The sequence below is a fragment of the Pseudomonas sp. FG98 genome (assembly GCF_057808595.1).
Map to the genome: position 1 here is coordinate 182,152 of NZ_JBMDIJ010000005.1, position 11,954 is coordinate 194,105.

An 11,954-nucleotide genomic window follows, 5' to 3' on the forward strand; every position below is an offset into this window, starting at 1 on the left:
AATCAGGAGAATCCCCGTGTTCAAACCTTGGCCCCTCGCCCTTGCCATCGCCCTGGCCGCCTTGCCCACGGCCTTCGCCCGGGCCGAAGGCTCCCAGCAGCAACAGCTGCTGCGCTTCGACCTGCCGGCCGCGAGCCTGGCGCACACCCTGAACGCCATTGCCCGGCAGAGCGGGCAGGTGATTTCCCTGGATCCCGCGCTGGTCGCCGGCAAGCAGGCGCGGGCGATCCGTGGCGAAATGAGTGTGTTGCAGGCGTTGCAGCAGGCGCTGGCGGGTAATCGCCTGCAAGTGATCGTCACCGGCAGCGGCAGTTTCAGCGTGATGCCGGCGATCGAGACCAGCGGCGTGATGGAGCTGGGGCCGACCAGCATCAACGGCACCGGCCTGAGCGAGACCACCGAAGGCAGCGGCTCCTACACCACCGGCGCCGTGACCATCGGCAAGACCCCGCAGACCCTGCGCAATACTCCGCAGTCGGTCACCGTGGTCACCCGCAAGCTGATGGATGACAAGAACCTGGTGTCCCTCGACCAGGTGATGGCCCAGACCCCCGGCATCACCCGCGCCAACCGTGGCTATGGCAACAACCACTTCAGCTCCCGTGGCTTCGACCTGACCGATGACAGCTACATGGTCGATGGCGTGGCCGGCCAGGCCTTCGCCTACACCGGCTGGATGATTCCGGACATGGCGGTGTTCGATCGCGTCGAAGTCCTGCGTGGTGCCGCCGGCTTGCTGGTGGGCGCGGGCGGTCCAGGCGGTGCGGTGAACCTTGTACGCAAGCGCCCGACCGTCGAACCACGCTTTTCCGTCACTACCCGCGCCGGTTCCTGGGACAACTACCGTCTCGATCTCGATGCCAGTGGCAAGCTGAACAGTGAAGGCACCCTGCGCGGGCGCATGGTCGCGTCCTACGAGGACAAGCACTCGTTCATCGATGTCACCGAGAGCAAACGCCCGCTGCTGTACGGCATCGTCGAAGGCGACCTGAGCGACGCCACCACCGTTGCCGTAGGACTGCGCCGTCAGACTTCGCGTATCGATGGCTACAGCGTTCTTGGCCTGCCGAACAACCCCGATGGCAGCAATCCTCACCTCAAGCGCTCGACCTTCCTTGGCCAGGACTGGGCCAAGCTGCAGACGCACACCGACGAAGTCTTTGCCGACCTCAGCCATCGCTTCAATGAAAACTGGAGCAGCAAGGTCGCGGTATCCCATTCCGAAAGTGGCTTCAACCGCAGCGCCATCGAGTGGGGCGCGGACGACACCCTCGAATATGGCAGCCCGACCGGGCCGATGATCTCCGGTACCAGCTTCCACAAGTTCGATGTCACCGCCAACGCCATCGATGGTCACCTGGACGGCGACTTCGAAGCCTTCGGCCTGAACCACCAGATCTCGCTGGGTGCCAACTGGTCGAAGCGCAAGATGAACGACAAGGATGCAACGGCGCGCCTGGACACCCCATTGCCGCTCAACGTCTACGATCCCGACCATCACCTCTTCCCCGAGCCGGCCCGACCTGCCTGGGATGCCAAGGACGACACCATCGACACCCGCTACGGCACCTACCTGAACGCCCGCCTGCACATGACCGAGGATCTGAGCCTGGTGCTCGGCGCGCGCCTGAGCTGGTACAAGACCGAGGCCTGGAACGGCGATCTGGTCACGACCAACCAGCAGAAGCACGAGTTCACCCCCTTCGTCGGTGCCATTTACGACCTCGATCAGAACTGGTCGTGGTACGCCAGCTACGCCGACATCTTCATGCCCCAGGCCAGCTACCGTACCGCTGCGGGCGGCATGCTCGACCCGGCGATCGGCTCGAACTATGAAACCGGGATCAAGGGCGAGTTGCTCGACAAGCGCCTGAATGTGTCCTTCGCGGTGTTCTACATCGAGCAGGAAGATGTTGCCGCGCGGGACTACGAGAACACCGGAAAATGCCCGCAGGATGTCGCCGGTCGCTGCTGGCTGAACAGCGATGGCATCAACCGCAGCAAGGGCTTCGAGGCCGAGGCCAGCGGCGAGCTGCTGCCGGGGTTGCAGGTGGCAGCCGGCTATACCTTCAACACCACCAGCTCCCAGGATGGCGGGCCGATCTCCGCGCAAACGCCGAAGCACATGCTGCGCGCGAACACCAACTACACCCTGCCGGGTGAATGGAGCCGCTTCAGTGTCGGTGGCGGCGTTTCGGCGCAGAACTCCTACTACGACGCCTACAACGGTGTGAGCAACAGCGGCCGCGCGCTGTTCGACGCCCGCGCGGCATACAAGATCGACCAGAACTGGACAGTGGGCGTGGATATCGAAAACCTGCTGGACCGCAAGTACTTCGACTCGACCGGGTACTGGACCCGCGGGACTACCTACGGCACGCCGCGCAGCTACATGGTGTCGTTGCGCGGGGATTTCTGATTTCAGGCCACGAAATCTCATGCGCTACTGCTGACCTCATCGCCGGCAAGCCGGCTCCCACAGGATTTCTGGACCAGCCACAGGGGCGGTGCACGGCACTGACCTTGTGGGAGCTGGCTTGCCAGCGATAAGGCCGGGGCTGCCAATGAATCATCAGGCTTCGGGTTACTTCTCCGGAGCCAACTCCATCCGATACTCGATCACCCCCGGCTTTTTCGCGATCCAGTCATACAGCCGCTGCGCCGTGCGATTGCTTTCCTGGGTATGCCAGTACAGCCGGTCGCAGGCCTGTTCCCGTGCCTGGCCCTGGACGTACTCGATCAACTGCTTGCCGATCATCCGCCCGCGCACGCTCGGGCAGACGTACAGGTCCTCAAGGTAGCAGAAGTCGTTCCGGCCCCAGGTGGAGCGATGAAACAGGTAATGCACGAAACCGTAGATCCGCTTGGCGTCGGCGGCCACCGCACAATGCACCGGCTCCGCAGGATCGAAGAAGCGCTCCCAGGTGAGTTCGGTGATTTCCATGCCCAGGTCGACCTTGTAGAAGGTCTGGTAAGCGCTCCAGTATTCGCACCACTGCTCAACGTCGCCCCGCGCCAGGGGACGCACCGCTATCGATTGTTGTACTGCTGCCATGGGTAAGACTCCTGTTCGCGTCGCTCGAAATGAGCGACTGTCTGGCAGCAATTTATAGAGTGCGAATGGCCTGATTTGACCGGCCAATTTTCAATGACAAATCAGGCCATTTTGCGCAGGACGTGCTTCAGTCTTTTCACGGCGTCCGCCAACTCCGCTGGTGTGTGTGCCGCAAACCCCATCAGCAAACCCGCGTCGTTGCGCGGTTGGGCGTGCAGGCTGCCCATCCCCAGCAGATCCACGTCCACCGCCCTGGCCGCTTTCACCAGTGCCTGTTCGTCCATCGGTCGGGTGAAGAAGCAGGGCATCTGCATGCCGCCTGCGGGCAGGCGCGGGGCGAGAAAGTCGGACAGGTGCCTGTCCAGCAATTCGCCGAGAATGTCCCGGCGTGCTGCATAGAGCGAGCGCATGGTGCGTACGTGGGCACCGAGATGACCGCCTTCGATAAAACGCGCCAGGGTCAGTTGCGAAAGGGAAGGCGGGTGACCGTCCTGCAGGGTGCGCGCCGCCGTCATCGGGCCGACCAGTTGCGGGGGCAGGACCATGTAGCCAATGCGCAAGCCGGGAAACATGGATTTGGTGAAGGTGCCGATGTAGAGCGTCCGCTCATGGGGATCGAGTCCCTGCACGCAGGCGGTGGGGCGGCCCTCATAGTGGAACTCGCTGTCGTAATCGTCCTCGATGATCCAGGCCCTCTGTCGGCGAGCCCATTCGATCACGGCCAGGCGCCGGTCCAGGGACAGGGTGGTGCCGCTGGGAAACTGATGGGATGGGGTGAGGAACACCGCCCGGGCATCGCCTGCCCGCTCCAGCATCAACTCCACCTGCATACCATCCCGATCTACGGGAATGGCGACGCATTCCAGTCCGGCGGCGTCGATGGCTTTTCTTGCGCCGTGGTACATCGGGTCTTCCACCAGCACCCGTTCGCCGGCATCCATCAACACGTTGGCGGACAGTCCGAGCGCTTGCTGCGAGCTGGTCAGGATCAGCACGCGATCAGCGCTGGCGCGGGCGCCACGTTCGAGATTGAGGTAGTCGGCGATCGCGCTGCGCAGGACCTCCATGCCTTGCGGCGCGCTGTGCAGCAGGGCTCGGCTGCCATGTTCCTTGATCACCTGGCGCTGCAGCCGCTCCCAGATTGCCAGGGGAAAGTTGCGCGTCTCGGCGACGCCCGGGGCAAAGGGCCGTGGGTACTGGAAGTTGTGCACGCCACCGTCGCGGTATATGGCCGCACCTCGGCGACTCAGCTCGGGCTGTGTAGCGCTGGCCCTGGAGGGCGATGGCTTGCGCGCCGGCAGATGGCGGATGCGCTCCGAGACGAAACTGCCGCTGCCGACCTGACGCTCGATGAATCCCTCGGCATGCAACTGCCCGTAGGCCGCTTCCACCGTATCCCGTGATACACCGAGGGACCTGGCCAGCGGTCGCGTGGCCGGGAGCGGCTTGCCCACCGTCAGCGCGCCATCGAGGATCAACTGGCGAATGGCGCGCTGGATACGCACATGCAGGGACTGGGCGGCATGGGCCGGATCGCTGATCCAGGCCTTTACCGATTCCAGTTGGGCGGTCTTGAACATAGGGCTGCTGTCGTCCGTGAGCGGGCAGGAAATTGCCCGCCATTCTACGGTGCACAGCGGACGGCTTCAGCCGAAGATCACATAGCTCTTGCGCACGGTCTGGCGGATCGTCCAGGTGCCCTGGCTATCCGGCGGGAAGCACAGGCTGTCACCGGCGCGGAATTCCAGGGGCTCGCCGCCATCCGGGGTGAAGCTGCCCTCGCCACTGATGATGTAGCTGTATTCCGCTTCCTTGACGCCGCGGCGGAAACTGCCGGGCGTGCATTCCCAGATACCGGTTTCGGCGTTGGCGCCTGGCAGGCTGTGCTGGCCGGCGCTGCGGCTGTGGGCGCCGGAATCACCGAGTGGGGTCGGCGAACTGAACTGCTCTTCGCTGATGGCGGGTATGACGATCGGGGTCATCGAAAGCGCTCCTTGGTATCAGAAAACGGCATCGAGCAGCCGGTACCAGGCGATGCCGACGCCCAGGTAGAGGCGCTGCAGGCCGTGGAAGGGAATGGGCCGGATCGGCGAGACGGGGAACGGGAAGTCCTGTTCCTTGCCCAGCAGGCGTTGCGCCAGGTGCCGCCCGAGGGTACTGGTCATGGCGATGCCGCGACCGTTGTAGCCGAGCAGGATGCTCAGGTTCGGCGCCGGTTCGTGCAGGCGTGGCATGAAGTCCTGGGTGAGGGCGACGCGACCGGCCCACTGGTATTCGAACTCGACTCCGGCCAACTGCGGGAACAGTCCGAGCATCGAGCGCTTGAGATGATTCCAGTCCGCCGCCGAGCGTGGTTCGGCAAAGGGGCCGCGCCCGCCGAGGAGCAGGCGGCCACTGGCATCTTGCTTGAAGTACAGGAGCAGGCGCCGGGCATCGGAACACACCTCGCCCCCCGGCAACACACTGCGGCGCAGTTCACCCGGCAGCGGCCGGGTGGCGACGATGAAGCTGTTGGCCGCCAGCACGGTCTGGCGCAGGCTGGGCCACAGGTTGTCGGTGTAGCCGTTGGTGGCGAGCACCACGTGTTCGGCGCGCACGCTCTGTTGCCGGTCGGTGGTCAGCAGCCAGCGGCCATCTTCCCGGCGCAGATCGTTGACGCGGTTATGGCCGTGGATCTGCACGCCCTCGGTGATCGCCGCATGGGCCAGGCCGCGGGCATAGCTCAGCGGCTGCACGCTGCCAGCGCGCGGATCGACCCAGGCGCCCAGGTAATCGCTGCTGCCGATGCGTCGGGTGACGCTGGCCTGGTCGAGCATTTCCACCGGCACGCCCTGTTGTCGCCATTGCCCGGCGCGGCGCTCGATGGCGCGCATGGCGGCGGGGGAGGCGGCGGGCTGGATCCAGCCGTGGCGGGTGGCTTCGCAGTCGATGTTGTAGCGCTCGATCAGTTCGAAGACGTTGTCCGCGGCATGCCCGACCACATCGATCAGGCGCTCGGCGCGCTCGCCGCCGAACATCCGGCGCAGGTCATCGGGGTCGTGCTTGAGGCCGGGAATCACCTGGCCGCCGTTGCGCCCGGAAGCGCCCCAGCCCGGCTCGCCGGCATCCAGCACGCAGACCCGGGCGCCGCCACGGGCCAGGTGCAGGGCGGTGACCAGTCCGGTGTAGCCGGCGCCGACCACGGCCACATCGACCCGCAGGTTGTCCTGCAATGGCGGGGTCGCCGGCGCCGCGATGGCGGTGGCGGCCCACAGCGAAGGAGGCAGTGCCAGGCTCATGCCGCGCCCCCTTCGGTATTCAGCAGGCGCCGGAGGAATTCCTGGGTGCGCGGTTGCTGCGGTGCGCCGAGCACATCCCGCGCTGCGCCTTCCTCGACTATGCGTCCGCCATACAGGAAGCACACCTTGTCGGCCACTTCACGGGCAAAGCCCATCTCGTGGGTGACCACCACCATGGTCATGCCTTCGGCGGCCAGGGTGCGCATCACCGTCAGCACCTCGCCGACCAGTTCGGGATCGAGGGCCGAGGTCGGTTCGTCGAACAGGATCGCCTTGGGCCGCATGGCCAGGGCGCGGGCGATCGCCACCCGTTGCTGCTGGCCGCCGGACAGCTCGTCCGGGTAGGCGTCCATGCGGTGGCTCAGGCCGACTTTTTCCAGCAGCGCGCGGGCATGCTCGCGGGCGGCATCCGGGTGTTCCTTCTTCACATAGACCGGGCCTTCCATCACGTTCTGCAAGGCAGTGCGATGGGGGAACAGGTTGAAGCGCTGGAACACCATGGCCACCTGGGTGCGGATCTCGTGGATGGTCTTCGCATGACGGTCGACCCGCTCGCTGCCCACCAGGATGTCGCCACCCTCGTAGGTTTCCAGGCCGTTGATGCAGCGCAGCAGGGTCGATTTGCCCGAGCCGGACGGCCCGATGAGGCACACCACCTGGCCGCTTTCCACGCTCAGGTCGATGCCTTCCAGCACCCGGGTGCTGCCGTAGCTCTTGTGCAGGGACTTGATGCTGATCATGCGGTTTTCCTCGTGGCGATCCGCGCTTCGAGGCGGCGCAGGGCATACGACAGCGGCAGGCTCAGGGCCAGGTAGAGCAGGGCCACCAGGGTGTAGACGGTCATGTTCTCGAAGGTCGAGGAGGCGATCAGCTGGCCGGCACGGGTCATTTCCGCGACGGTGATGGTCGACACCAGCGAGGAATCCTTGAGCATCATCACCAGGGTGTTGCCGTAGGGCGGCAGGGCGATGCGGAAGGCCTGGGGCAGGACCACCCGGCGCATGATCATCGGTCCGCGCATGCCGATGGACTCGGCGGCCTCGATCTGGCCCTGCTGGATGGCCTGGATGCCGGCGCGGAAGTTCTCCGCCTGGTACGCCGAGTAGGCGATGCCCAGGCCGATGATGCCGGCCTGCAGGGCGCTGAGCTGCACGCCGAATTCCGGCAGGACGAAGTAGATGTAGAACAGCTGCACGATGATCGGCAGGCCGCGGATGATGTTGACCACGGTGATGCCGAACAGGGCGACGGCGCGCACCTTCGACACCATCATCAGGGCGAAGGCCAGGCCGATGAGCGAGCTGAGCAGGAACGAGGCGATCGTGACCTGCACGGTGACCACCGCGCCACTCAAAAGAATGGGCAGGAAGTCCAGAGCGTTCTGGAGAAACATGGGAAATGTCCGTGATGTTCAATCAGGAAAGCGCGCCCGCACGGGGCGCGTGAGAGTCGACCGTCAGTCGAGGTGCCACTTGTCGATGATCGCCGCCAGGGTACCGTCGGCCTTGATGCTGGCGATGCCCTGGTTGACCCGGCTGAGCATCTGCGTATCGCCCTGGCGCATGATGATGCACACCTCGCCCTTGATCTGCGGCTGGTAGCTGTCCACCAGGCGCACCTTCTTCAGGGTGCCCTTGGACATCTGGTAGGCGAGGATCGGGTGATCGCCGAAGCCGGCCTTGATCCGGCCCAGGGCCAGGTCGCGGGTCAGGTCGGCGAGGGAGTCGTAGCCGCGCACTTCCTTGAAGATGCCGCGCTGGTTGAGCTTGTCGATGAAGATGGTGCCGACCTGGGCGCCAACCACTTCGCCCTTGAAGTCATCCATGCTGGTGTAGGCCTGGGTGTCGTCGTCGCGGACGATCAGGCCCTCGCCGTATTCGAACACCGGGTCGGAATACTGCACGACCTTCTCGCGCTCCGGGGTGCGCAGCATGGCGGCGGAGATCAGGTCGATCTTGCGTGCGGTCAGCGAGGGGATCAGGGCGGCGAAGGTGGTCTGGGCGATCTCCACCTCGAAGCCGGCGGCCTTGGCCACGGCCTGGGCCGAGTCGACCATCATGCCCTGGATGCTGTTGCTCTTGACGTCGAGGAAGGTGAAGGGAATGCCGGTGGCGGTGGCACCGACCTTGTAGGTGTCGGCGTGGGCGACCAGCGAGGTTGCGCAACTGGCAACCAGGGCGAGGGCGCAGGTAAACACACGAAGGCGAGGATGCATGGCGAATACTCCCATTTGACGCGGTTTTTTATAGTTGTGCGTTATGGATGGCCTCATGGAGCGGCAGGAGGCAGTGATTCGACTATAAATCTGATTTACACGAATCGTAAAGAGATTTATAAATATCGCTTATCGATATTCAAAGCCTGATTTTTACCAAGGACGTGCCATGAGCGATAACGACAACAGCCTGTTCAACCAGTCCCTGGAGAAAGGCCTGGCGGTGCTGCGCGCCTTCAATGCGCGCAACCGCACCATGAACCTGGCGGAGGTGGCGGCGGCGGCCGGCATCAACAAAAGCTCCGCGCAACGCATGATCCACACCCTCGAAGCCCTGGGTTACGTGAGCAAGCACCCGGTGACCAAGCGCTTCCAGCTGACCCCCCACGTGATGGAGATCGGCTACAACTACCTCGCCGCCGACACCCTGGTGGATGTGGCCAACCCCTTCCTCGCCGAGCTGGCGCAGACCACTGGCGAGACCACCAACCTCACCGAGCCGGTGCGCAGCGACATGCTCTACGTGGCGCGTTTCGTCGGCCCCAAGTTCATCCCCATCCATTTGCCGATCGGCAGCCGCATCCCCATGTACTGCACCGCTTCCGGGCGCGCCTACCTGGCCGCGCTGGAGGATGACGAGGTCATGGCGTTGCTGGAGCAGAGTGATATCGCCAGCCACACCCAGTTCACCCGTACCTCGCTGGACGACATCCTTGGCGAGATCGCCGAGATCCGCCGCAAGGGCTATGCGATCAACAGCGAGGAACTGTTCCTGGGCGACATGGCGGTGGCGGCCGTGGTGCGCAACAGTCAGGGGCGGCCGGTGGCTTCGGTGCATGTGGTGGCGCCGACCAGCCGCTGGACCCGCGAGGAGGCCGAGCGGCGCCTGGCGCCCGCAGCGCTGGAGTGCGCGCGGGCCATCAGTACCTCGATCAGGACGCTGTAACGGGCCTTGCCAGGGCCTGGGCGACCCGTTGCGAGAGCAGCATCGCCCCTTCGCCTTGCGGGTGCAGGTGGTCGAAGTCACCGAAGTGCTCGGGGAGGAATGCCGCATCGGCGTAGAGATCGAGAATCTCCATGGCGAAGCCGGGGGCGAGGGTGCCCAGCAGTTGCTGGAGCTCGAAGGCGCCACGGAACAGGAAGGCGCTGTCGGTACCAGCCACGGCGCGGTATTCCTCGTGCATCGGCGGGATCACCACCAGCACCCGGTGCTTGAGTTCGGCGGCCAACAGCAGCAGTTGCGCCAGATACTGGTTGCCCTCTTCGCGGGCGTTCAGGCGCATATGGTCGGCGACCCGCTGCGCTGCGCCATGGCCTGCGGGCATGAAGCCTTTCTCTACCTCGGGCAGGAAGCCGGCCACGCCGCCGAGCGTGCTGCCCACCGTCGCCAGGCGGCCTTGCAACTGCGTGGCGATCTGCGTCAGCAGCGGATCCGCGTAGCTCAGCCCCAGCTGGAAAATCTCGTTCATCAGTGGCGCCAGGGTCTTCTCGCTGGGGGACTGCTCCAGCAGATTGCCCGGGGAAAACAGCGAGTAGAACACGATCACCGTATCCAGGTTCGGCACCTGGCTCACGGCGTACTGATACAGCGCCAGGGCGTGGCGAAAGTCCTGGGAGCGGCCGCACAGGTTGAAGGCGCCCGGGCAGTAGCGCGGATCGAAGGCGAAGTCGCCGTGGGACGAACCGAGGGCGACGCTGGTCAGTCCGTGGCGGTCCTGTTGCAGCATGGTGCGTTTGGCGGTGAAGTATTCGATCAGCGCCGGGAATGGATTGGAGTCGTTCATCCTTGGTCTCCTGCAGCGTAAGTTCGGCGTACTTGCTCCACGCTGGGGAAGTTCTCGCTGATGAAGCCGCGCTGCATCGATTTGTGTTGGGTAAAGGGGTATTCGCGCTCGATGAAGGTCGGCTCGCTGGCGTTCTCGTAGCGGCCGCTGATCGACAGGCGGATCCGCTCGTCGCCCTCGCGGGAAGAGCGATGAATGGTGAAATTGGACATCAAGCAAACGCCACCCTTGCCGACACAGACAGGTATGAAGTCGGCGTCGTTGTAATGCCGCTGGTCGACCCGCAGCACATGTTGCTCCTGGGTGCCGTCGAGCAGTCCGAGCAGATGGCTCTTGGGGATGACTTCCATGGTGAACAGTTGCGGATCGATGTCCATGAACGGAATCCAGGTGGTGATGGTGTCCAGGCTGCCCTGCACCGAGGTCCAGTCCTGGTGCACGTCGAAGCCCTGGTAGCCACCGGGAATCACCAGGCGCCGGGACATCAGGTGCAGCACCGGCGTGGTCTGGAACAGTGGCGTGGTGATGCCCAGATCGGCAGTGGCCTGACGCAGGCGTTCCTCGGTCATCAGGCGATACACCCCATGGAGCTTGGAGCACATGCGCAGGGTCGCGAGGTAGAGCGGCACGCTGGCACCGAGCAGGGCGGCCATGTTGTCGTGCAGGGCGTCGAGGAGCGGGCCTTCGGCCACGGGCAGATTCAGGCGCTCCAGTTGCTGGGCGAAGGACAGGTTGAAATGTGCGAGGGTTTCATCGAGGTGCTGCGGATCGAAGATGTCCTCCACCACCAGGTATCCGTTGTCCTGGTAAAAGCGGATCTGATTTCGCTCAAGAATCTTGCCCATCGGCCCGGTGCCCTTTTTCGTTGTGCCAGCGAGGGTGCTATCGTGGCCGGCAGTATACACAGCGCATCTTTCACGTCGGTTTGACCTGACTCACTTTTGTACGCCTGGGAAGTCACGATGCAGAAAGTTGTCATTTTCGGAATTCTGGATACTGCGCAGCTGGCGCATTACTACCTGAAGAAAGACCCGACGGTCGAAGTGGTCGCCTTTACCGTGCATGAGCGCTACATCCCCGAGTCGAAGCTGTTCGAAGGCTTGCCGGTGGTGCCGTTCGAATCGCTCAACGATTATTTCCCGAACAACCAGTACAAGCTGTTCGCGCCCATGACCGGGCGCAAGATGAATCGCTTGCGTGAGTCGGTCTACCTCCAGGGCAAGGACAAGGGCTATGAGTTCATTTCCTACGTCAGCCCGAAGGCCACGGTAAATGACAACGTCATCGGCGAGAACTGCTTCATTCTCGAAGACAACACCCTGCAACCCTTCACCACCATCGGCAACAACGTGGTGCTGTGGAGTGGCAACCATATCGGCCATCACGGCGAAATCCGCGACCACGTGTTCTTCACCTCCCACGTGGTGCTGTCCGGGCATTGCCTGGTGGAGCCCTACGCCTGGCTGGGGGTCAACTCGACCATCACCAACAACTGCACCATCGCCGAAGGCACCTGCGTGGCGATGGGCGCACTGATTTCGAAAAACACTCAACCCTGGCAGCTCTATATCGGCGCACCGGCCCGTGCGGTGAAGAGCAGTCAGGAACTGGATTTTTAGGTA

12 protein-coding genes are annotated in these 11,954 nt (G+C 64.0%); 3 read left to right on the top strand and 9 right to left on the bottom strand.

Translation table 11 applies throughout. The features are described 5' to 3' along the window. The first annotated feature begins 16 nt into the window (after window positions 1–16). Entirely contained in the window at window positions 17–2,419 is a 2,403-nt protein-coding gene (locus tag ACODSK_RS05895; protein WP_489014551.1) for a TonB-dependent siderophore receptor, read from the top strand. 165 nt (window positions 2,420–2,584) lie between these two features. Here ACODSK_RS05895 and ACODSK_RS05900 read toward each other — a convergent pair whose 3' ends face one another. From ACODSK_RS05900 to ACODSK_RS05930, 7 genes are all read right to left on the bottom strand, one after another. Beyond that, window positions 2,585–3,055, bottom strand: a complete 471-nt coding sequence (locus tag ACODSK_RS05900) for a GNAT family N-acetyltransferase (protein ID WP_489014552.1) — start codon at window positions 3,053–3,055, stop codon at window positions 2,585–2,587. Window positions 3,056–3,156: 101 nt separating this feature from the next. After that, window positions 3,157–4,635 (bottom strand): MocR-like pyridoxine biosynthesis transcription factor PdxR, encoded by a 1,479-nt coding sequence (pdxR, locus tag ACODSK_RS05905; protein WP_489014554.1) that lies wholly within the window; start codon window positions 4,633–4,635, stop codon window positions 3,157–3,159. A 66-nt stretch (window positions 4,636–4,701) separates the two neighbouring features. Further along, window positions 4,702–5,037 (bottom strand): cupin domain-containing protein, encoded by a 336-nt coding sequence (locus ACODSK_RS05910; RefSeq protein ID WP_489014556.1) that lies wholly within the window; start codon window positions 5,035–5,037, stop codon window positions 4,702–4,704. An 18-nt stretch (window positions 5,038–5,055) separates the two neighbouring features. After that, window positions 5,056–6,333, bottom strand: a complete 1,278-nt coding sequence (locus tag ACODSK_RS05915) for an NAD(P)/FAD-dependent oxidoreductase (protein ID WP_489014558.1) — start codon at window positions 6,331–6,333, stop codon at window positions 5,056–5,058. Beyond that, on the bottom strand, window positions 6,330–7,073 hold the full coding sequence (locus ACODSK_RS05920; protein WP_489014559.1) for an amino acid ABC transporter ATP-binding protein: 744 nt from the start codon (window positions 7,071–7,073) through the stop codon (window positions 6,330–6,332). The genes ACODSK_RS05915 and ACODSK_RS05920 overlap by 4 nt, the downstream gene beginning before the upstream one ends. Next, on the bottom strand, window positions 7,070–7,726 hold the full coding sequence (locus tag ACODSK_RS05925) for an amino acid ABC transporter permease (protein ID WP_489014560.1): 657 nt from the start codon (window positions 7,724–7,726) through the stop codon (window positions 7,070–7,072). Before ACODSK_RS05925 ends, ACODSK_RS05920 begins: the two co-directional genes overlap by 4 nt. A 63-nt stretch (window positions 7,727–7,789) precedes the next feature. Continuing rightward, window positions 7,790–8,548, bottom strand: a complete 759-nt coding sequence (locus ACODSK_RS05930) for an ABC transporter substrate-binding protein (RefSeq protein ID WP_489014562.1) — start codon at window positions 8,546–8,548, stop codon at window positions 7,790–7,792. A 169-nt stretch (window positions 8,549–8,717) separates the two neighbouring features. On the opposite strand from ACODSK_RS05930, the gene ACODSK_RS05935 reads away from it, so the two are divergent. Continuing rightward, window positions 8,718–9,494, top strand: a complete 777-nt coding sequence (locus ACODSK_RS05935) for an IclR family transcriptional regulator (RefSeq protein WP_489014564.1) — start codon at window positions 8,718–8,720, stop codon at window positions 9,492–9,494. Here the strand turns inward: ACODSK_RS05935 and ACODSK_RS05940 are convergent. Together ACODSK_RS05940 and ACODSK_RS05945 are read right to left on the bottom strand one after the other, a co-directional pair. Beyond that, window positions 9,481–10,332, bottom strand: a complete 852-nt coding sequence (locus tag ACODSK_RS05940) for a hypothetical protein (protein WP_489014566.1) — start codon at window positions 10,330–10,332, stop codon at window positions 9,481–9,483. The two genes, ACODSK_RS05935 and ACODSK_RS05940, sit on opposite strands and share 14 nt — an antisense overlap. Next, window positions 10,329–11,177 carry a phytanoyl-CoA dioxygenase family protein gene (locus ACODSK_RS05945; protein WP_489014568.1) on the bottom strand — a complete coding sequence of 283 codons (849 nt, stop codon included), beginning with the start codon at window positions 11,175–11,177 and terminating at the stop codon, window positions 10,329–10,331. Before ACODSK_RS05945 ends, ACODSK_RS05940 begins: the two co-directional genes overlap by 4 nt. A gap of 117 nt (window positions 11,178–11,294) precedes the next feature. Between ACODSK_RS05945 and ACODSK_RS05950 the strand changes: the two genes are divergently transcribed. Continuing rightward, window positions 11,295–11,951: an acetyltransferase gene (locus tag ACODSK_RS05950; RefSeq protein ID WP_489014569.1), complete on the top strand. Its 657-nt coding sequence runs from the start codon at window positions 11,295–11,297 to the stop codon at window positions 11,949–11,951. The last annotated feature ends 3 nt before the right edge of the window (window positions 11,952–11,954 follow it).